The 21,550-nt window shown below is 34.7% G+C and carries 25 protein-coding genes; 12 read left to right on the top strand and 13 right to left on the bottom strand.

The genetic code is table 11. The features are described 5' to 3' along the window. Positions 1-92 precede the first annotated feature (92 nt). From J3U18_RS11325 to J3U18_RS11295, 7 genes are all read right to left on the bottom strand, one after another. Entirely contained in the window at positions 93-929 is an 837-nt protein-coding gene (locus J3U18_RS11325; RefSeq protein ID WP_267354145.1) for a mannose/fructose/sorbose PTS transporter subunit IID, read from the bottom strand. A gap of 17 nt (positions 930-946) precedes the next feature. Further along, the gene (locus J3U18_RS11320; protein WP_065561990.1) at positions 947-1,753 is read right to left on the bottom strand and encodes a PTS mannose/fructose/sorbose transporter subunit IIC; all 807 of its coding nucleotides are present in this window, start codon (positions 1,751-1,753) and stop codon (positions 947-949) included. Between the two features lie 24 nt (positions 1,754-1,777). After that, the gene (locus J3U18_RS11315) at positions 1,778-2,272 is read right to left on the bottom strand and encodes a PTS system mannose/fructose/N-acetylgalactosamine-transporter subunit IIB (protein WP_267354143.1); all 495 of its coding nucleotides are present in this window, start codon (positions 2,270-2,272) and stop codon (positions 1,778-1,780) included. Beyond that, entirely contained in the window at positions 2,273-2,692 is a 420-nt protein-coding gene (locus J3U18_RS11310; RefSeq protein ID WP_065561992.1) for a PTS sugar transporter subunit IIA, read from the bottom strand. It lies immediately after the preceding gene. A gap of 214 nt (positions 2,693-2,906) precedes the next feature. Continuing rightward, a complete protein-coding gene (gene mutH, locus J3U18_RS11305; RefSeq protein WP_220225570.1) occupies positions 2,907-3,584 on the bottom strand; it encodes a DNA mismatch repair endonuclease MutH in 678 nt (225 codons plus the stop codon). 69 nt (positions 3,585-3,653) lie between these two features. Then, the gene (locus J3U18_RS11300; protein WP_065735025.1) at positions 3,654-4,202 is read right to left on the bottom strand and encodes an NADPH-dependent FMN reductase; all 549 of its coding nucleotides are present in this window, start codon (positions 4,200-4,202) and stop codon (positions 3,654-3,656) included. A gap of 79 nt (positions 4,203-4,281) precedes the next feature. Then, on the bottom strand, positions 4,282-4,878 hold the full coding sequence (locus tag J3U18_RS11295; protein ID WP_081299444.1) for a Dps family protein: 597 nt from the start codon (positions 4,876-4,878) through the stop codon (positions 4,282-4,284). Positions 4,879-5,145: 267 nt separating this feature from the next. Between J3U18_RS11295 and srlA the strand changes: the two genes are divergently transcribed. The 6 genes from srlA to srlR all read left to right on the top strand — a co-directional run bounded on the left by srlA (position 5,146) and on the right by srlR (position 9,293). Continuing rightward, the gene (gene srlA / locus J3U18_RS11290; protein ID WP_065561995.1) at positions 5,146-5,694 is read left to right on the top strand and encodes a glucitol/sorbitol-specific PTS transporter subunit IIC; all 549 of its coding nucleotides are present in this window, start codon (positions 5,146-5,148) and stop codon (positions 5,692-5,694) included. Positions 5,695-5,725: 31 nt separating this feature from the next. After that, the gene (locus J3U18_RS11285; RefSeq protein ID WP_065561996.1) at positions 5,726-6,715 is read left to right on the top strand and encodes a PTS glucitol/sorbitol transporter subunit IIB; all 990 of its coding nucleotides are present in this window, start codon (positions 5,726-5,728) and stop codon (positions 6,713-6,715) included. A gap of 95 nt (positions 6,716-6,810) precedes the next feature. Then, the gene (locus tag J3U18_RS11280) at positions 6,811-7,179 is read left to right on the top strand and encodes a PTS glucitol/sorbitol transporter subunit IIA (protein ID WP_267354141.1); all 369 of its coding nucleotides are present in this window, start codon (positions 6,811-6,813) and stop codon (positions 7,177-7,179) included. 10 nt (positions 7,180-7,189) lie between these two features. Continuing rightward, entirely contained in the window at positions 7,190-7,969 is a 780-nt protein-coding gene (gene srlD / locus J3U18_RS11275; RefSeq protein ID WP_065561998.1) for a sorbitol-6-phosphate dehydrogenase, read from the top strand. 75 nt (positions 7,970-8,044) lie between these two features. Then, positions 8,045-8,413 carry a transcriptional regulator GutM gene (locus J3U18_RS11270; RefSeq protein WP_267354139.1) on the top strand — a complete coding sequence of 123 codons (369 nt, stop codon included), beginning with the start codon at positions 8,045-8,047 and terminating at the stop codon, positions 8,411-8,413. 100 nt (positions 8,414-8,513) lie between these two features. Beyond that, a complete protein-coding gene (gene srlR / locus J3U18_RS11265) occupies positions 8,514-9,293 on the top strand; it encodes a glucitol operon DNA-binding transcriptional repressor SrlR (protein WP_065562000.1) in 780 nt (259 codons plus the stop codon). Between the two features lie 178 nt (positions 9,294-9,471). Here the strand turns inward: srlR and serA are convergent, their stop codons facing one another. Together serA and rpiA are read right to left on the bottom strand one after the other, a co-directional pair. Further along, positions 9,472-10,713, bottom strand: a complete 1,242-nt coding sequence (gene serA / locus J3U18_RS11260; protein WP_065562001.1) for a phosphoglycerate dehydrogenase — start codon at positions 10,711-10,713, stop codon at positions 9,472-9,474. A gap of 69 nt (positions 10,714-10,782) precedes the next feature. Then, positions 10,783-11,442 (bottom strand): ribose-5-phosphate isomerase RpiA, encoded by a 660-nt coding sequence (gene rpiA, locus J3U18_RS11255; protein WP_065562002.1) that lies wholly within the window; start codon positions 11,440-11,442, stop codon positions 10,783-10,785. A gap of 208 nt (positions 11,443-11,650) precedes the next feature. Between rpiA and J3U18_RS11250 the strand changes: the two genes are divergently transcribed. The 4 genes from J3U18_RS11250 to J3U18_RS11235 all read left to right on the top strand — a co-directional run bounded on the left by J3U18_RS11250 (position 11,651) and on the right by J3U18_RS11235 (position 14,741). Next, a complete protein-coding gene (locus tag J3U18_RS11250) occupies positions 11,651-12,556 on the top strand; it encodes a LysR family transcriptional regulator ArgP (protein ID WP_220225573.1) in 906 nt (301 codons plus the stop codon). 76 nt (positions 12,557-12,632) lie between these two features. After that, a complete protein-coding gene (gene hemE, locus J3U18_RS11245) occupies positions 12,633-13,703 on the top strand; it encodes a uroporphyrinogen decarboxylase (protein WP_267354137.1) in 1,071 nt (356 codons plus the stop codon). Continuing rightward, positions 13,700-14,293, top strand: a complete 594-nt coding sequence (locus tag J3U18_RS11240; protein ID WP_267354135.1) for a YjaG family protein — start codon at positions 13,700-13,702, stop codon at positions 14,291-14,293. Before hemE ends, J3U18_RS11240 begins: the two co-directional genes overlap by 4 nt. Before the next feature lie 175 nt (positions 14,294-14,468). Then, complete coding sequence (locus tag J3U18_RS11235) at positions 14,469-14,741, top strand: HU family DNA-binding protein (RefSeq protein WP_065562006.1); 273 nt, start codon at positions 14,469-14,471, stop codon at positions 14,739-14,741. 120 nt (positions 14,742-14,861) lie between these two features. On the opposite strand, the gene ybaK is transcribed toward J3U18_RS11235, so the two are convergent. From ybaK to glyQ, 4 genes are all read right to left on the bottom strand, one after another. Continuing rightward, complete coding sequence (gene ybaK, locus J3U18_RS11230; protein ID WP_065562007.1) at positions 14,862-15,347, bottom strand: Cys-tRNA(Pro) deacylase; 486 nt, start codon at positions 15,345-15,347, stop codon at positions 14,862-14,864. 96 nt (positions 15,348-15,443) lie between these two features. Further along, positions 15,444-16,268, bottom strand: coding sequence for a hypothetical protein (locus tag J3U18_RS11225; protein ID WP_065562008.1), 825 nt, complete (start codon positions 16,266-16,268; stop codon positions 15,444-15,446). Positions 16,269-16,328: 60 nt separating this feature from the next. After that, complete coding sequence (glyS, locus tag J3U18_RS11220) at positions 16,329-18,401, bottom strand: glycine--tRNA ligase subunit beta (RefSeq protein WP_416380418.1); 2,073 nt, start codon at positions 18,399-18,401, stop codon at positions 16,329-16,331. A gap of 10 nt (positions 18,402-18,411) precedes the next feature. Next, on the bottom strand, positions 18,412-19,344 hold the full coding sequence (gene glyQ, locus J3U18_RS11215; protein ID WP_065562010.1) for a glycine--tRNA ligase subunit alpha: 933 nt from the start codon (positions 19,342-19,344) through the stop codon (positions 18,412-18,414). Positions 19,345-19,546: 202 nt separating this feature from the next. Between glyQ and envC the strand changes: the two genes are divergently transcribed. Both envC and J3U18_RS11205 read left to right on the top strand, forming a co-directional pair. Beyond that, positions 19,547-20,755, top strand: a complete 1,209-nt coding sequence (envC, locus tag J3U18_RS11210; protein WP_267354130.1) for a murein hydrolase activator EnvC — start codon at positions 19,547-19,549, stop codon at positions 20,753-20,755. Continuing rightward, positions 20,752-21,549: a divergent polysaccharide deacetylase family protein gene (locus tag J3U18_RS11205; protein WP_267354128.1), complete on the top strand. Its 798-nt coding sequence runs from the start codon at positions 20,752-20,754 to the stop codon at positions 21,547-21,549. The genes envC and J3U18_RS11205 overlap by 4 nt, the downstream gene beginning before the upstream one ends. The last annotated feature ends 1 nt before the right edge of the window (position 21,550 follow it).

The raw sequence follows: 21,550 nt of genomic DNA, 5'->3' as shown, positions 1-21,550 counted from the left end.
AAGAAATCAAATTACTATCAATAAAGTTCTCGGTAATTGCTTTAAACCTTTTTATTCATTTTCAACGGTCAATTTTTTATTTCTTTAACGCTTTAACCTTTAGCAAGAATACCTAAACCATAGCCAATAATACCTACCGCAAATAATGCAAAGATTAAAATTATTGGACTGACTTTTTTCCTTAACAATTTCATCATCAAAAGTGTTAACGCTAATGGCAATAATCCTGGTACAAGGTCATTGAGAATACCTTGTACTGTCATAATGACCGCTTCTCCATTCATGCCGGTCGTTTGTGATACAATAAGTGGGACATTTATGGAGGTCCATTTTGTGACTAAGACACCCATGATAAATAGGCCTAAAATTGTTGCGCCTTCTGTTAATTTTGGAAGAATATTACCTGAAAGATCTTTAACAATTCCGATTCCTTTAGATAATCCATACGTTAATCCATACCATTTCATGGCAAGTCGAATTAAGTTAAATAAGATAAAAAACAGTAATGGCCCAGCTATATTTCCGGTTAGTGCTAGTGATGCCCCAAGCGCTGCAGTTATTGGACGTAAGGTTCCCCATACTAATGGATCACCCACTCCCGCTAACGGTCCCATTAAACCAACTTTTAAACTGTTAATTGTGCCATCAGAGATATCAGCACCATTTGCTCGAGCTTCTTCCATTGCCATGGTAACGCCTATAACGGGTCCACACATTGCTGGAGTCGTATTGAAAAACGTTAGATGTCTTTTTAATGCTTCACGTTGCTCCTCTTTGGTTTTGTATACTCGTTTGATTGTAGGAATCATATCCACACAAAAAGCTAAGGCATGAATTCGTTCATAGTTGAAAGATGCTTGTTGAAAATTAGATCGAATAAATGTACTAACAATATCTTTCTTTTGAATGGTATTTAACATTTCTTTCATAATAGAATCCTTATTTATTAATCGTCTAACTCGTCATCAGCAATGATTGAATTTGCCACAATACTTTTTTCGCTATTTTTAGTCGTGTTAAACTTTGAATTTAATTGGACATAAATGGTGGCAAAAATAACACCTAAAATACCGAATGAGAGTAAACTGAAGTTTAAGTAACCTCCAAGAACAAAGCCTAAATAGAAGAAAGGTGCTAAATATTTAACCATCATCATGTTTAATACCATTGCATAACCAACTACCACAATAAATCCACCCGCAACAGCAAGACCACCAGTAACAATATCTGGCAACATGCTTAATAAGGTGTTAACGGTATTGGCATCAACATAAATGGCGACCAATGTTGCTGGTATTGCTACTCGTAAAGCTTGTACAAAAAGCGCGCTATAATGTAAAAGTTCTATTTTTTTGAATTGAACTTTTTCTGCGGCATTATCAGCTTCATGTTGGAAGACAACCGTGATTGTTCTTGCAAATACCGTTAGAACTTGACCCGCTGCTGCAACGGGGAGGGCGATTGCGATTCCAGTTTGAATATCTTGTTTACCTACTACAACTAATATCGCGGATATAACACTAGCCAGTGCTGAATCAGGTGATTGTGCCGCACCAATATTCATCCAGCCTAGTGCAATCAATTCAAGCGTACCACCTAAAATGATACCTGTTTTTATATCACCTAATATTAAGCCTATGACGGTACAGGCAATTAATGGGCGATGAGTTTGAAACTCATCAAGCACACTTCCCATACCTGCTATACAAGAGAAGATGAATATTAATACAATTTGAAATAATGAAATTTCCATTTTTTGCCTCCTTGTTTATTCCTATTAATTAATAGGGAATTCTTGTTCAAGCAGCTTGATAAAATCGACGTTAGGATCGGTAATTACCACTTTTAAGCAAAGATCAACTCCCATCTCATGCATCTTTCTAAATGCCGATACATCGTTTTCATCCACTGACACCGCTTTAGTAATCTGCTTTTTACCTGCTTTGAAAGACATACCACCAATATTGATACTCTTAATTGGTATACCTTGTTCGATTAATCGCAGAATATCGGTTGGATTGGTAAAAAGATAAAACACGGTATCGTTTTCATATTTTGGGTTTTTATAAACCGCTGCCGCTTTTTCAATACTCACAACAGAAACTTTAATTCCAGGAGGTGCAGCTTGTTTAACTAATGTGGCTCGGATTTCGTCATTAGCAACTTCATCACTAACAACAATGATTCTTTCTGCTTTTGCTTCTTTGGTCCAAACTGTTGTGACTTGACCATGTATTAAACGGTCATCAATGCGTACTAAATTTATAATCATTTAGAGTTCCTCTTCTTCAGCGATATTTTTAGCTATTTTTTTGAAAGATTTGATGAAATCGGATTTCATGTCATTAAGTTGTTCAAAAGTTTCTTCAAGGCTAATTGAAGAGTAATCAAGATGTAATAACGCTAAACAAAGTGGTAAAGATAAACCACTGATGACTTCGATGTTTTCTGATTGCATTGCCAACATTGCCGCTGCGTTATAAGGGCTACCTGAAAAAATATCAGTAATAATGATGAATGGTTGCTCAGTTGATTGATTAATAATTTTTAGATATTTGTCTTTTAATGTCTCAATACCATCACCTAACTGAAAAGTGATAGCCCGTACATTTGGATACTCACCAGCTATCATTTCAATGCTATTTTTCATTTCCACGGCAATGTTTCCATGACCCGCTAATATAAAGTTCATCTCACACCTCTTTCACAAATTCTCTTGTTTCTTCACAAATGTTTAAATGAATTTATATGCACAAATGCTCAAAGTAAATCACTAATGTGCAAAAATGTGACGTAGATTTGATTTTCTTGCAAAATAAAAGAAATGGTTTTTTTCTTAACGAAAAAAGGAGTATTTTGTAAGGCTAAAAAAATAAGGGTGATCGAAATTAAATGATCATTTCTTCTTAACTTAAATGATCAATGGAATTCTGTAGGATTTGTGAAGTAAATGACTTTTTAAGATAGAACCCTCTTGGGCGAGTTAAAATAATCTCGCCATTTTCACCAATGGCTTCAGTTAAAGCTTTTCCATTGGCAGCTTTAGGTCTGATCTGTAAATAGGTGCCATACCGCGCGGTGATTTTTTCAACTTGACCAAGTGCTATCATATCCATTAATTCTTGCCAATCTTGTTTAAGTTGTTGCTCTTGTTCTAAAGTTGGTGTCCAAAGTATTGGTTTTCCAACTTTTCTTTCTGCAAGAGGTATACTTCTTTCCCCTTCAATCGGGATCCAAAGTACTTTGCTAAGCTTGTATTTAACATGGCTGGTTTCCCAAATCACACCGTGATTTGCCATTAAAGGAATAACACTAACAAAGGTAGTTTCTAATGGTTTACCTTCTTTATTGACTGGAATTGTTTTTAGTTCAATGCCTAAATTAGAAAAGTCTTGTTCTGCTTTACTGCCGGCATTCGCACCAAGATAAGTTTCAATCAGATTGCCTACCCATCCTTTTTGTTTATTAAGATTAGCAGGGATAGGAATATTGACATATTTAGCTATCTCAGCAAAGCTATAGCCAGCGGCCATTTCTGCTCGATTCAATAACTCTTGTTCATTAGAAGGATAAAAGTTTAGCATCTGTTTCGAATAAATTTAATAATATCCACAATCAATTATATTGGTTGTGGATATTAAAATAAATCATTATTAACTTAGCTGTTCAACCCATTTAGCATAACTTTCAATGATTGATGAAAGAAAAGACTTGGTTTTTTCGTTAATATTGCCACTTTCATCAAAAGCTGTACCAATATTACCGATATAAGCTTCCGGTTGTTGTAGGGTAGGCATATCAAGAAAAACTAAAGATTGTCGTAAATGATGATTTGCACCAAAGCCACCAATAGCGCCTTGTGATACAGAGACCACAGCAGCTGGTTTTTTAGACCAAACACTTTTACCATAAGGGCGTGATCCAACATCAAGTGCATTTTTTATGACAGCGGGTAACCCGCGATTGTATTCTGGTGTAACAAAAATCACACCATCACAATTGGCAATTTCTTGGCGAAAACGATTATAGGATTGTGGCGGTGTATCAGTATCAATATCTTCGTTGTATAAAGGTAAATCACCGATTTGGATGATATTTAGTGAAAGTGATGATGGCGCAATTTGTTGAAAAACTTTGGCTACTTTTAAGTTATAGGAATCTTTACGTAAACTACCAACAAGTACTGCAATTTTTTTACTCATTTTTGGTTCCTCTTAAATTGAAAATAAGAGACACCATGAATGTCTCTTATTTATGATAATTACAGAACTTCACAGAGCTTTAGTGTCCTGATGAGTCCATTCTACGACCTGTTTCAAATAGGAACCATGCGCGTCTTTCAGTTTGATCAATCCACTCTTCAATTAAACTAGCTGTTGCGGTATCGTTATATTTGTCACAGATATCATGTGCTACGCGCATACGTTCTGTAAGTTTGATGTTATCTTGACAAAGTTCAGCAAGCATATCTGATGGTTCAACAAAATCAGCATTGTTGTCTGAAATACTTTGTAATTTAGAAATATGACCAATTGAACGTAAAGTCGTTCCACCTAATTTACGTACACGTTCAGCAATTGGATCTGTCATTGCAAATAGTTCTTCACCATGGTCATCTAACATTAAATGATAATCACGGAAATGTGGACCGCTGACATGCCAGTGGAAGTTTTTAGTTTTTAAATATAGAGCAAACACATCTGCTAATACAGAGTTCATTGCGCCAGAAATATCTTTTGAAGCTTTTTGGCCTAAATCAGTTGGAAATAAAATTGCAGATTGCTGTAATCTTTTGGCAGAACTTACATTTTTTAAAACTTTTGGAGCTGTTGATGATTTCGAAGCCGTTGTGCTTTTTTTTGTAGTACTTTTAGCCATGTAATATTCTCCTATAGGTGAATTAAATGATTATTTAACTAACACCAAATTACGCCAACTCTTTATTAAAGTCCAATCAAAATGAGCTATTTTTAACTATTACTGCTATATCAACTATCTATGAATGATTAATTACCCTATTTTTTTCTATTGTTTAAAATATTTCTTTCAAAATAAAAGAAAATGTTTCAAATTGTGATCTAGTTAAAGTTTTTTTATTTCATAATTGTTAATATTTCTTTGCAATTTAAATCAATAGGAGAAAATATGATTGATACAATTTCATTTGGAGCCGAGTGGTTTATCGGTTTATTCCAAGAAGGCGGTAAAGTGTTAGTCGGGATGGTCACCTCGATTTTACCTTTATTAATTTCATTGTTAGTAGTTATGAATGCGGTCATTAAATTTATTGGACAAGACCGCATTGAACGTTTAGCTCAAGCTTGTGCGGGTAACCCTGTTTCACGTTATTTATTACTTCCTTTAATTGGTACATTTGTATTTTGTAATCCGATGACACTAAGCTTAGGCCGCTTTATGCCAGAGTTTTACAAACCTAGCTATTATGCAGCATCCTCTTATAGCTGCCACTCAATGAATGGTTTATTTCCACATGTAAATCCTGGCGAACTTTTTGTTTATTTAGGGGTTGCTGCTGGATTAACTACATTAAATTTACCATTAGGTCCATTAGCTGTTAGTTATTTCCTTGTCGGTTTAGTTACTAACTTCTTTAGAGGTTGGATTACTGACTTTTGTACAGCCATTTTTGAGAAAAAAATGGGAATTAAACTAGATAGAAAAGTTCATTTATAACAATTATCTATCACGATATAAGGAAAATAAAATGGCTAAATATATTCATATTGAAAAAGGTGAAGCAGGTTGGGGTGGTCCATTAGAGCTTCCAATTGTTGCTGGTAAAAAAATTGTTTACATTGCAGCTGGTACTAGACCAGCAATAGTCGATACTTTAGTTGAACTAACTGGTTGGGAAGCAATTGATGGTTTTAAAGAAGGTGAACCACCAAAAGACGAAATAGGCGTTGCTGTAATTGACTGTGGTGGTACTCTCCGTTGTGGTATTTATCCAAAAAATCGAATACCAACTATCAACATTCACGCAACTGGTAAATCAGGACCACTTGCACAATATATTGTCGAAGACATTTATGTTTCTGCTGTTAAGCCAAATAATATCAAACTAATTGAAAAAGAGGGTGATGTTGTAGGAGAAACAGCTCAAGCAAATACTAAAGCGTCAGAATTTAAAGATTATGACAGTAGTAAAAAAATCACTGAACAAAGTGATGGCTTATTAGCCAAAATTGGTATCGGTATGGGGTCTGGTGTAGCAGTTTTTTTCCAAGCTGGCCGAGATACTATTGATACTGTTCTCAAAACGATTTTACCTTTCATGGCATTTGTTTCAGCCTTAATCGGGATCATTATTGCATCTGGATTAGGTGACTTCATTGCCCATGGATTAGTCCCTTTAGCAGATAATCCACTTGGTTTAGTAATATTAGCATTAATTTGTTCTTTCCCATTACTTTCACCGTTCTTAGGTCCTGGCGCGGTAATCGCGCAAGTTATCGGTACATTAGTTGGTGTACAAATTGGGTTAGGTAATATTCCACCTCATTTAGCACTACCAGCATTGTTTGCCATAAATGCTCAAGCTGCATGTGACTTTATCCCTGTCGGTTTATCACTAGCAGAAGCAAAACAAGATACTGTTCGTGTAGGTGTTCCTTCGGTTCTAGTAAGTCGATTTTTAACTGGTGCACCAACCGTATTAATCGCTTGGGCAGTGTCATTATTTATCTATCAATAGACATATTTAAGTATTTAGGGATGAACATCATCCCTCTTTAGCAAACAGTGAAATTTGAAAATTTCGCTTCAACTAAAAATTAAAGAAGGTTAACGATGTCGAATGTTATCTATCAATCAAAAATTAATCAAATTGGTGAGTTTGCCCCAGATGCATTGGCTGATGGCATGCTAATACTATTTAAAAATGGCGCGCCATCAGACTTAGCTGATTACTGTTTTTTACATAGTCATGATGATTTAAAACAAGATCTACAAGTAGGGCAAGTATTTCAAATTGGCAAATATACTTTTCAAATTACCTCCGTTGGCGATGTTGCTAGCACTAATTTTCGTGAATTAGGGCATATCACATTAAGGTTTGACGGTAGTAGCCAAGCAGAATTACCGGGAACTATCCATGTAAAAGGTGACATTCCAAATCAACTTTTTGTGGGTGATGAAATTAAAATTTTAACTAATTAAGGAACAAAGAATGAAAAAAGTTGCAGTTGTTGTAGGTGGAGGACAAACTTTAGGTGAGTTTTTATGTAAAGGGATTGCTGATGCTGGTTATAATGTAGCTGTTGCTGATTTAAATATTGAAAATGCAAATAAAGTAGCAGATGCTATCAATCAGAAACATGGAGCCGGTACCGCAAAAGGCTTTGGTGTTGATGCAACAAATGAAGAGAGTGTGATTAAACTTGCACAAGATGTTGATAATACATTTAACCGAGCTGATTTAATGGTTTATAGTGCAGGTGTTGCTAAAGCAGCTCCTATTACAAACTTTGCTTTAAGCGATTTTCAATTATCAGTAAATGTTAATCTTACTGGTTACTTTTTGTGTGCTCGCGAGTTTGCTAAATTAATGCTCAAACATAAAACGGCTGGACGAATTATTCAAATAAATTCAAAATCAGGTAAAGTTGGTAGTAAACATAATTCTGGTTATAGTGCTGCTAAATTTGGTGGTGTTGGTTTAACTCAATCATTAGCACTTGATCTTGCAGATTATGGTATTACTGTCAATTCATTAATGTTGGGTAATTTATTAAAATCACCAATGTTCCAATCATTAATTCCTCAATACGCTAAAAAATTAGGTATTCCAGAAAACGAAGTTGAGCAAGTTTATATTGATAAGGTGCCACTTAAACGTGGTTGTGATTATCAAGATGTGCTTAATGTCTTATTATTTTATGCAAGTGATAAGGCTTCATATTGTACTGGACAATCAATTAATATTACTGGTGGCCAAGTAATGTTCTAATTAAAATTAAAGTGCGAAAGTGTTTGTTATCACTTTCGCATTTTTATTTAGCCTAAATTATTAATGGAGATAGCCATGAACATGACGACAACTTTAATTATTTTTGCGCTTATGGCTTGGTGTGTCCAAATCATATTTAGTTGGTTGCAAATTCGCCGATTTAATCAAACCTTTTTAGCGATGAAAAAAGGGCGATATTTGGGGGTTGGTCGTAGTCAAACTAAATGGTTTAAGCCAAGAGTCTTAATTGCTATCTCATTAGATGAAAACCAAAATGTAATTGATTCAGTAAAAATGAAGGGCATTACAGTATTTGCATTACCTAAAGCTATTCCTCAATTACATGGACTTAATGCAAAAGAGATTATACCTGAAACGATTTACCCAAATGATCCTGCTTCGCGAAGTGCATTATCAGTTGCGTTAACCGCGAGCAATAAATAGTATTTAACTTTTATTTTGAAAAGTATTTTCTTTTATATTGAAGTATACTATCTTGCAAAGTAAATGATCTTATTTACTGTGAAAATAATGGAATCTTGGCATGAAAGTTAAACAAAGGCAAACCGCAATTTTAGAATATTTACAAAATCATGGACAGGTTAGTGTAGATGAATTAGTCGCACATTTTCGGACTACTGGAACCACTATAAGGAAAGATCTTACTCAACTTAATGAGAGTGGATTAGTTTTAAGGACTTATGGTGGAGCAATGCTAAATCGAGAAATCGGTGACAGAGCTATTGATCATAAAACCTACATTAATACTGCTGCTAAAAAAGCGATTGCTCAAGAAGCCGCTAAATTGATCCATGAAGGTGATTCAATTATTTTCGATGCAGGCAGTACTGTCGCACAGATGATTCCAATGTTAGCCCAGTTTAATAATTTAACTATTATGACCAATAGTTTACATATGGTTAATGAACTGGTAGCTAATGATAACGATCAAACCATTATTTTAACAGGTGGCACTTTTCGCCGAAAATCAGCTTCCTTCCATAGTAATCATGCATCAGCAATTGCGGCCTTTGAATCTTATACTTTTGATAAATTATTTATGGGTGCTGATGGTGTTGATGTAGTTGGTGGTGTGACAACATTCAACGAAAGCTATCATGGTAGTGTGGCGATGAGTAAAGCCGCTGCAAAATTGATTTTACTCGTTGACTCAACCAAATTTGGGCGACGTAGCCCAAATGTCGTTTGTGATATAGAATCAGTTGATACGATTATTACAGACAATAATTTAGATGATAAATATTACGACGCATTAATTCAAAAAGGTATTAAAGTTATAAAAGTAAAACCTTTAGATAAGTAAAAAGACATTAAAATATAAAAAAAGTTGAGGAACGGGGTTTTTGACGTTAATAATAGTGGTAATTTTATTAAAATTGGTTTGATATTAACGATCTATCTGAAACACTTGAATAATTTCTAAACCTAATATTATGCGTTCGGACATGGAAATAATTGCCCGAACGCCTTAGCAAAGTGGATTAGAACAATAATCTTGCTCGAATTGTACCAGCGACATTTTTTAGTTTAACTAATAACTCTTCTGCTTTATTTTGTTCTACTCTATCAATATCAATCACAACATAACCAATTTTAGAATCAGTCTGTAAATACTGAGCTGAAATGTTTAGACCTTGTTCTGCAAATAGCGTATTTATTGCAGTCAACACGCCGGGTTGATTGTGATGAATATTAATAAATCGACTAGATCCTTTTGCCGGAATCGGTAATGATGCTTCAGGGAAGTTAACCGCTGAAAGTGTTGCGCCTGTATCAGAATATTTTGCCAACTTGGTTGCAACTTCAATACCGATATTTTCTTGAGCTTCAGTAGTTGAACCGCCGATATGTGGGGTAATAATGACATTATCAAATTTACACAGTGGTGATTCGAATGGATCGCTATTAGTTGCCGGTTCACTAGGGAAAACGTCAATAGCTGCTCCACTAAGTTTATTGTTTTCCAACGCTTGAGTTAAGGCTTCAATATCAATCACACTACCGCGAGAGGCATTAATCAATATAGAGCCTGATTTCATCATGTCGATTTCTGATTTGCCAATCATTTTAATTGTGGTTGAGTTTTCTGGAACATGCATACTTACAATATCACTCATGGCAAGTAATTCTTTCATGGATGAAATTTGTTTGGCATTGCCTAATGGTAATTTAGTTTCGATATCATAAAAATAAACATTCATGCCTAATGATTCAGCCAATACGCTTAATTGACTACCGATATGGCCATAACCAATGATACCTAAATTTTTACCACGCGCTTCATGAGAACCTGTGGCTAATTTATTCCATTTCCCCTGGTGAGCTTTGGCATTAGCTTCAGGTACTCGGCGAAGTAATAAAATCGCTTCAGCCAATACTAGCTCTGCAACAGAACGCGTATTAGAAAACGGTGCATTGAAAACAGGAATTCCTTTAACGGTTGCTGCATCAAGTTCAACTTGATTGGTTCCAATACAGAAACAACCAATTCCTGCAAGTTTTGGGGCTGCATCGATTATATCTTTTGTTAAATGTGTTCTTGAGCGAATACCAATAAATCTTGCATCTTTAATTGCCGCTTCAAGTTCGGATTTGGATAGCGCACCTTTATGATATTCAATGTTGTTAAAGCCTGCCGATTTAAGTGTTTCAATCGCGCTAGGGTGGACACCTTCAAGTAATAGAAACTTGTTTTCATCTTTGGTTAACGCTTGAACAACCATTTCTTCCTCTCTATCTTTAATATTTAAAACAATTTGTCATGCAAAGTTATTAATTAAAAAAGTAATTTATTATTTTTTTATTTCTTTCACACCAGAACTCGTGCCTACCAAAGCGATATCAGCGCCTTTATTAGCGAATAACCCTACTGTGACTACACCGGCGATACTATTAATCCTATCTTCTAATTCCATTGGTTTTGCAATTACAAGGTCGTGAACATCTAAAATAACATTGCCATTGTCAGTAACCACTCCTTGACGATAGATAGGTTTGCCGCCAAGTTTGAATAATTCTCGAGCAACATAAGAGCGGGCCATCGGAATGACTTCTACTGGAAGTGGAAATTTCCCGAGAACGTCGACCACTTTTGACTCATCAACGATACAGATAAATTGTTTTGCCAGAGCCGATACTATTTTTTCACGTGTTAACGCGGCTCCTCCGCCTTTAATCATTTGCATATTATGATTAATTTCATCTGCTCCATCGACATAAATATCTAAGCTATCAACGTCATTACAGTCTAAAACTGGAATACCATAGCTTTTTAATTTTTGGGTTGACGCTTCTGAACTAGAGACAGTTCCTTTTATCTGATCTTTTATTGTTGCAAGAGCATCAATAAAGTGAGCCGCAGTAGAACCTGTGCCTACGCCTACTAATGAATCTGGTTTAACAAATTTAAGGGCTGACCAACCTACTGCTTTTTTTAGTTCATCTTGTGTCATGATATCACCGTGTGTAAATATAATTTTGATCAAAAAATTAAAATTTTAAAAGCAAAATTGTTTAAGATATGGCATAGTACCCAATTGGGAAGCAAAAATCATTAGTATTTTAAGAAAATCTATAAGGTTTTAGATCTATTTCAAATTTTTTGCAAAATTAAAATAGCTTGAATGACCAAGCGAAGATCAAATCATTAGTAAAGAGATTATGAAGCGTCCAGATTATAGAGCATTACAAGCATTAGATGCAGTGATAAAAGAACGAGGATTTGAACGAGCAGCTGACAAATTGTGTATTACGCAACCAGCAGTATCGCAACGCATTAAGCAATTAGAAAGCTTTTTTGGTCAGCAACTATTAGTAAGAACGATTCCTCCAAAAGCGACTAAACAAGGTGAACATCTTTTAGGATTATTGCATCAAGTTGAATTATTAGAACAACAATGGTTAGGTGACAATGAGCAAAATACTACGCCATTGTCATTATCAATTGCAATTAATGCTGACTCTTTAGCAACTTGGTTTTTACCCGCTTTAAAACCAGTTTTAGATAAAAATATTTTACGCTTTGATATTCAAGTCAAAGATGAAGAGCATACGTTAGAACTTCTACGCTTAGGTACTGTCGTTGCTGCAATTAGCATTCAACCCAATCCTTTACCGGGATGTTTATCTGATTTATTAGGTGCATTGGATTATATTTTTGTTGCTTCTCCCGAGTTTGCTAAAAAATACTTTCCTAATGGTGTTACTCGTTCATCGCTTTTAAAAGCGCCTGCAGTGGCATTTGACCATTTGGATGATATGCACCAAGCCTTTTTGCAAGAAAATTTTAGTCTTACACCAGGTAGTGTTATTTGCCATATTACTAGTTCATCTGAAGCTTTTGTCCAATTGGCTAAACAAGGTTCTGCATGTTGTATGATACCAATGTTACAAGTTGAACAAGAGTTAAAAAATGGTGAATTGGTTAATTTAACGGAAGGCTTATTTCAAAGACGTATGCTGTATTGGCATCGCTTTGCTCCAGAAAGTAGCGTGATGCAAAATATTTCTGAAACATTGATTTGTTACGCTCAACGTATATTGTCGCAGCCTCAAGATCGGAAATAATTGTCAAATTAGCTATTTTGAGCTAAATGTAGAACTGTCCCATTTACCCTATCTCATAATTTATAGAGCTAAAAAGATGAGCCAATTGAAAAACGATCGTTATTTACGTGCATTACAATGTTTACCTGTGGATTACACGCCAATTTGGATGATGCGCCAAGCCGGTCGATACTTACCTGAATATCGGCAGCTTAGGGCTAAAGCTGGTGATTTTATGACGATGTGCCAAACACCAGAACTTGCCTGTGAAGCAACTTTACAACCCATTCGGCGATTTGATCTTGATGCTGCCATTATTTTTTCAGATATTTTAACCATTCCCGATGCAATGGGACTTGGTTTATATTTTGAAACAGGCGAAGGGCCTAAATTTAAAAAAACGATTTCTTGTTTAGATGATATTGCACAATTGCCTATACCTGATCCAGGACAATCTCTCAAATATGTAATGGATGCTATTGGGTTAACGAAAAAAGAGTTAGGTGGCAAAGTTCCATTAATTGGCTTTTCTGGTAGTCCATGGACTTTGGCAACTTATATGGTTGAAGGCGGTAGTAGTAAAACCTTTACTAAAATAAAAAAGATGCTTTATTGTGAACCTAAAGCATTACATTTGCTGCTAGAAAAATTAGCTAACAGTGTAATATTGTATTTAAATGCTCAAATTGAAGCTGGCGCCCAATCGATTATGATATTTGATACTTGGGGCGGGGTGCTTAGCCATGAAAGTTATCGAGCGTTTTCTTTGCATTATATGGAACTTATCTTATCTCAACTAAAAAGGGGTAAGAAAAGCCAGAATATCACTTCTTATGTTCCTGTGACGCTATTTACAAAAGGTGGCGGTTTATGGCTCGATACGATTTCTAAATCAAGGGCTGATGCCATCGGTGTTGATTGGACAGTGGATTTGAATCAGATAGAACAAAAAGGTAAGATTGCCATACAAGGTAATTTAGATCCTTCTATATTGTATGCCAATAAGGAAACGATTGAGTCTAACGTTGAGTCAGTTCTATGTGAATTTGGCTATTATAATGGTCATGTCTTTAATTTAGGACATGGTATTCACCAAGATATTCCCATTGAGCATGTACAATATTTAGTTGAATCAGTACACACACGGTCAAAAAGGTTTCATTCATGATTAAAAATCCTATTCAATTAAGAATAGCAAAATTGCCAGTTTGGAAGCAGCGTTTATTTATGGTTTGTCTATGCGAACGAATGTATCCAAATTTTATTTATTATTGCAATTTACAACAAGATGAACAATCAGCAATAGGATATAAAAAAATTCTAGATCTTATTTGGGAATCACTATTGATTGAGAATGTGAAAATTAATTTTGATTTACAACTTGAGAAACTTGAATCGTTAATTCCAGTCATTAAGGAAGATAGCCCATATATGGTTTACCCTGCTATTGATGCTTGTCAGGCTCTTAGTGAAATTCTACACTCTTATATAAGTGGTGAGATGGATGAACACTCAGCCAAAGTTAGCTCTATTTCCGCAACTACTGTAGCTGAATTTGAAATGACAAAAGATAATATTGAACTTTCAGAAGATGAACAAGTAACTTTGCCTAGTGTAATTGATGAATTTGATTTGCAGTGGGAAATTTTTCGCTTATTGAGTGATGAAAATAATGAAATGTTAGACTTGATTAAAGGCTTGAAAATGGACATTCGGTCTGCAGAAACTAGCAATATTGGTGTTTTTTTGAGCAATTAAATCGGTTAAAGCGTGATTTTTTTAATTTTTATTAAATTTTTCTTTAACATTAGGCAAATATAGACTACATTTAACAACAATGTAATCTAAATCAAGTTTACAGAAGCAAAGTTGGGTTTTAACTTTGTTTATTAATGTTAACTTTAACAATAAAATAAATATGTAAGGATATTCCATGAATAAAACAGAACTTGTAGATGCTATTGCTAGCAAAGCTAATATTACTAAAGTTGCAGCAAAAACTGCTTTAGAAGCAACTTTAGCTTCAATCACTGAATCATTAAAATCTGGTGAGCCAGTTCAATTAGTTGGTTTCGGTACATTTAAAGTTAATGCTCGTAAAGCTCGTACTGGTCGTAACCCAAAAACTGGTAAAGAAATCAAAATTGCAGCAAGCAAAGTACCAGCATTTGTTTCTGGTAAAAGCTTAAAAGAAGCAATCAAATAATTTTATTGCTTTCTATTAGAGAATTTTTTAAGGCCATAACTAATCGTTATGGCTTTATTTTTAACTCCAACTTTTTAATCTATTTTTTCTTGAGTTTTTAGAAACGATTTTACTTATTATCTAAACCGTTAATTTAGCAAATTTAGCATTTAATTGATCAGCTAAATCTTGCGGTGATATTTCGATTTCTAATCCTCTTTTACCCCCTGATACCATCATCGTTGCATATTGTTTAGCACTATCATCAATAAGTGTAGGTAATAGCTTTTTTTGCCCGAGAGGACTTATCCCACCGACTAAATAACCTGTTGTTTTTTGTGCTAGATTCGGGTCAGCTAATGCTACTTTTTTGCAATCAAGAATTTTAGCGGCTTGTTTAAGATCCAATGTACAATCAACCGGTAATACACAGACTGCTAATGATTTATTGTCCCCATTTATGCATACAATCAGTGTTTTAAATATCTGACCTGAAACAACATTTAGTTCTAATCCAAGTTTATCCGCAGCTTCTTGTCCATAATGGGTTTGTTGTGCGTCATGTTGATATTGATGGATATTAAATTTAATTTTATGCTTTTTGAGCAATCTAATGGCTGGCGTCATAATAGTAAGAATTATTATAAGTGAGAATGATGATCCCTATTAATTGCCATTAATAGGGATTTTTAGGATTAAACTAAACTATACTACATAAAAAAATTAAGAGATGATTTGTTGATTGTTTTGATTATTATCATCTAGTTTCGGTAATTCAACATTATTAGATACGTTGTATAAGCGATAGAAGAAGCTATATACAAAGAAACTAATAAACATAGATACTATTGAAGTAATAGTCGCTACAATAATATTATTACCCAATAAATAATTAATAAGCCCTAGAACGATAGTAATCCCAAAAGAAATTAATACCATTAGTAAAGGTGCTTTCCATTTTGTTACAGCTAATTTATGGCTTCCAGCAAATCTTTGAAAAAATCCTATTGAATCTGGAACTATTAATGAAGCACAAAAGTAATTCACAATGATGCTTATGATAAGATATATAGCAAAACCTATCAATATAGTTAATAATACAACTAACTTTTGGGGTAATATCATTCCGATAATCCACATAATTAAAGAAAGCAAAATTCCTGCTATAATAAATATAATAAAATAAATAGCGGTAAATCCTGCAAGATTTAGAAAAGCAGGTAATATGCGTTGTGACACTAATTTCGTATCTAATTTGTCACTAGCAGTTAAATTATAAATAATACCAATTGCCACGGCACCAATAAAGATGAAGACAATTGTTAAAAGCAATAATCTTCCAAATAATGCACCAAGAACTTGAGCTGGATTTGAGTAATAGACCATGCTAGCTACAAGAGCAGCTGGATCAAAAATAAGATACGATAATAATGAACTAGCTAATGCAAGCACTACGCTTGCGATTGCGATTAGTGGGAATCTATTGCGAATAAAGTTAACTGTTTTTTCAAAAGTAACTAAAAATGATAAATTGTTTTGTGAGTCCATCGTTTTTCCTTATGGGTGGTAATACTAGTATTACCACGGTCTTTATATTTAATTCAAAAGTTATGATTGTAGTATAGAAATATCGGCAACCTTTAAAAATAAATTTTGTAATTTTTTCAAAAGAGCCAATCGGTTTAGTTTAATTTTTTCGTCATCAACCATTACCATTACTTTCTCAAAAAAAGTATCAATAGGTGCTTTAAGTGATGCTAATTCAATTAAGGCATCTTGATATCGACCTTCAGTAAAGTAAGGTGCTAACTTATCTGTCAATATTGCTATTTGCATAGCTAATTCGCTTTCTGCACCCGTTTCAAGAAGTGAAGCGTTAATATTTTCAGGGATAGCATTTTCAGTTTTAGACAAAATATTTGATACACGTTTATTTGCTTCTGCTAATGAAGAAGCTTCAGGTAACGTTCTAAAATGTGTTACCGCATTAACGCGGGTATCAAAATCTGCAGGCTTGGTTGAATTAATTGCCAAGACAGCCTGAATGGTATCTATCGCAAATCCTTTTTCTTGATACCATGCTCGGAATCGACCTTGCATAAAATTAACAATATCTATAACAACATTGTTGTTGGTTAATTTATTTCCATATAAAGATGTGGCAAAACTTGCTAGCTCAACTAAATCAAGAGGTAAGCTTTTTTCAACAATAATACGTAATACACCAATAGCTGCACGGCGAAGTGCAAATGGATCTTTATCACCTTTAGGATGTTGACCAATACCAAAAATACCAGCTAATGTATCCATTTTTTCGGCAATAGATACCGCACTAGACACAGGAGTACTTGGTAGTTCATCGCCTGAAAAACGAGGTTTATATTGTTCTTCAATAGCGGTAGCGACTTCAATACTTTCACCATCTTTAATCGCTATATATCGACCTATGATGCCTTGTGTTTCAGGAAATTCAAACACCGTGTTAGTAACTAAATCACATTTAGTTAATTTCCCTGCACGTTTGGCTTGTTCAGTGTTAGCACCAATTTTTTCAGCGATGAATCCAGATAAGGCCTCAATACGAAGTGCTTTATCTTTAACTGTACCAAGTTGTTGTTGAAATAAAACCGTCTCAAGGCGAGGAAGGCGATCTTCCAAACGTTGTTTTAAGTCTGTTCTATAAAAAAATTCGGCATCAGCTAAGCGTGGACGAACTACTTTTTCATTACCAGAAATAACAACTTGAGGATCTTTCGATTCAATATTGGCAACGAAAATAAAGTTTGGTAATAGTTTTCCTTGTTTATCATAGACAGGGAAATATTTTTGATCGCCTTTCATCGTATATACCAATGATTCAGCTGGAACTTCTAAAAATCTTTCTTCAAATTTTGCTGTTAATACTACAGGCCATTCAACCAATGATGAAACTTCCTCAAGTAAGCTTTCAGTTAAATCTGCTTTACCATTAAGTTTTTCAGCAGCTTCTTGAGCTTGCTGCTTAATGATTGATTTTCGCTTGTTATAGTCAGCAATAACTTTGCCTCGTTGTTCAAGGATTTCAGGATATTGGTCAGCATTATCAATGGTAAATTCTTGTTCACCCATAAAGCGGTGTCCGCGAATAATACGATCTGATTGAATGTCTAAAATGACGCCCGGTACGAGTTGATCACCATATAGCATAGTTACAGTATGGCTTGGTCTGATAAATTCAACTTGGCGAGCTGCCCAGCGCATAGGTTTAGGAATAGGTAATTTATTTAATGCATTTTTAACCATATCACATAATAAATTAACAACAGGCTGTCCTTTTTGATTATGAGTATAAGATAACCATTCGCCTTTATCTGTTTGAATGCGCTCTGCTTGAGAGATATCGATGCCACATCCTCTAGCCCAGCCTTCTGCTGCTTTTGTTGGTTTACCATTTGCATCAAATGCGGCACTTACCGCAGGACCGCGTTTAACAACTTGGCTATCTGGTTGAGTGTCATTTAAATTCAATACTTTTAAAGCTAAACGGCGCGGCGATGCAAACCAAAGTACCTCACCATGTTCTAAGTTAGCATTATCAAGTTGTTCAATAAAATTAGCTGCAAAGCTTTCAGCCAAAGTGCGGAGTGATTTCGGTGGTAACTCTTCAGTACCGATTTCTACTAGAAATGTTTTTTGCATAATATATCAATTCCTACTTTGATGCATTTTGGTTAGAACGTTTATTTTGGCACATTGGAAATCCAAGTGCTTCACGAGAAGCGTAATATGCTTCAGCAACCATTTTTGTTAATGTTCTGATACGCAATATGTAACGTTGTCGCTCAGTTACTGAAATAGCTTTGCGGGCATCAAGTAAATTGAAGCAGTGAGCTGCTTTTAAAATACGTTCATAAGCGGGTAGCGGTAGAGGTTTTTCTAATTCAAGTAACATTTTTGCTTCTTTTTCATGTTGTTCAAAACAATAAAATAAGAAATCAATATTAGCGTACTCGAAATTATAAGTGGATTGTTCAACTTCGTTTTGGTGAAAAACATCACCATAAGTGGTTTTACCAAATGCGCCATCACTCCAGATTAAATCATAAACGCTATCTACGCCTTGAATATACATAGCAAGGCGTTCTAAACCATAAGTAATCTCGCCAGTCACCGGTTTACACTCAAGACCACCAACTTGTTGGAAATAGGTAAATTGGGTCACTTCCATACCGTTTAACCAAACTTCCCAACCTAATCCCCATGCACCTAATGTTGGATTTTCCCAATTGTCTTCTACAAAACGGATATCGTTAACAGTTGGATCAAGACCAAGCTCTTTTAGTGATCCTAAGTAAAGTTCCTGGATATTATCTGGTGATGGTTTTAAGATAACTTGGAATTGGTAATAATGTTGTAACCTATTAGGATTTTCACCATAACGACCATCAGTAGGGCGACGAGAAGGTTGAACGTAAGCAGCATTAATCGGTTCAGGACCAAGTGCTCTTAAACAGGTCATTGGATGAGAAGTCCCTGCGCCGACTTCCATATCTAATGGCTGAATCACTGTACAACCTTGATTAGCCCAATAATCTTGTAACGTAAGTATTAAACCCTGAAAGGTTTTGACATTAAACTTTTGCATGATGTTATCTTTGTGGTTAAATTAATTTTTACTACAAATTAAATAGTGCTACATTTTATACTTTTTATTAGTGCTTGTGAAATGCCTAATTACTTTTATTAATTAAGTTACATAATATAGTTTTCATTTTGCATCTTTACACATTTGTAGGTATAGTAAAGTTATCTTTATTGCTTGGTAATAAATCATAAATAAAAAGGCCATGTCTATTTATCGTAATCTATTGATTATTTTATTTATTGGATTAATGAATACACATTTTGTGTATGCTGATGATAATCAACAATTAGAATCATTGCGTCGTTCAATTAAAGAGCATGAAAAGCGCCTAGCAGAACAAACAAAAGAACGGACTCAATTGGTCAATGATCTTAAAAACCAAGAAACTGAAATTGCTAATTTACTTACATCGATTGAAAAAAATGGTCTTACGCTAAAAAAATTAGATGGGGAAATTACTTATTTAATCAAGCAAATTGATGAATTAACCATTAAACAAAATCAACAACGAGATGAGTTATCCAAACAGCTAGAAAGCGCATTTAAATTAGGAAAAAATAGCAATTTTAAGTTGATCTTTGCTAGCGAACAAAGTGAGCGTAATGAACGCCTTATTACTTATTTTCGTTATATTAATGAAGCAAGACAACAACAAATAAATAAGCTTCGTGAAACGCAATTACAACTCAATGAAAAGAAAAATGCTTTGCAAAAAAAGCAAGCCACTCAAAAAACACTACATAACAAGCAAAAACAAGAGCAAATAGCCTTAGAAAAAAATCACCAAAAACGCCAAAAAACTATCAATTCTCTTGAATCATCAATGCAAAAAAATCAACAAAAATTAGCTCAACTTAAAGATAATGAAGCGAAATTACAGGCTAAGATTGCTCAAGCAGAAAGAGAAAACCGTCGAATTGCGGAAGAAGAAGCAAGACAAGCCAAAAATATCCAAGAAAAACAAAAGAACACAAATTATACACCTAACGCGGATGAACGTGCATTAATGGCTCGAGTTAGTGGTATTGGTAAACCACAGAATCAATTTCTTTGGCCTGTAAATGGTAGTATTGCTCATCGATTTGGTGAGGCTTTGCAAGGTGAACTTCGTTGGAAGGGAATGGTGATAAATGCCAAAGATGGCACACAAGTCAAAGCAATTACTGATGGTCGAGTTATCCTAGCCAGCTGGCTGCAAGGTTATGGTTTTGTGGTTGCGCTTGAGCACGGTAAAGGCGATATGAGTTTATATGGCTATAACCAACGTGTTTTAGTAGAAGTCGGTGATAATGTTAGGACAGATCAGCCGATTGCAATTGTTGGTTCAAGCGGAGGTCAAAATACTCCTGGGCTTTATTTTGAAATTCGCCGAGATGGTAAAGCATTAGATCCTAGTGGTTGGTTAAAATGATTAAACGTATATTACATATAGGGATATTATTATTAAATGTAAATAGTGCATATGCTGCGAAACTAGCGTTAGTGATTGATGATTTTGGTTATCGTCAACATAATGAAGAACAGATTATTTTATTTTCACCCAACATTACAATTGCTGTTTTACCACATTCACCAAATGCCAAACATATCGCAACCTTTGCTCATCAACATGGTAATGATGTGATTATTCACTTACCTATGGCTCCTATGGGGAAACAACCTCTAGAAAAAGATACTCTATTTCCTTATATGGATGAAGCAGAAGTAAAAAGAATTGTTGATGATGCAGTATCCCTAGTTCCATATGCAATTGGTGTAAATAATCATATGGGCAGTTTGATGACATCAAATTTCAATGGTATGCACAATGTTATGAAAGCGTTAAGTCATCACTCAATGTTTTTTTTGGATAGTAAAACGATAGGTAAAACTCAAGTAAAAAATGCCGCAACTGATTATAATATAACTGTAATTGGGCGTGATGTATTTTTAGATGATCAGCAGATAGAAAGTGCTATTAGTCAGCAGTTTGATCTGGCAGTTAAAATTGCGCAAAAAAATGGTTATGCTATCGCCATTGGCCATCCACATCCTCGAACCGTTAATGTTTTAAGAGCAAAATTAGCTAATTTGCCTGACAATATCGAATTAGTTAAAGTCAGTGAATTAATTAAACCGGCTAAACCTAAGCTAACTCTGAAAGATATTTTTGAAAAATATAAAAAACGATTTGAGGAGTTACCAAATTTTGAACTTTCAGAGTAGT

The sequence above is a fragment of the Gilliamella sp. B3482 genome, assembly GCF_026536805.1.
Taxonomy (GTDB): domain Bacteria; phylum Pseudomonadota; class Gammaproteobacteria; order Enterobacterales; family Orbaceae; genus Gilliamella; species Gilliamella apicola_E.
The sequence above is the reverse complement of the archived record's forward strand: the minus strand, read 5'-3'. Positions and strand labels throughout refer to the sequence as shown.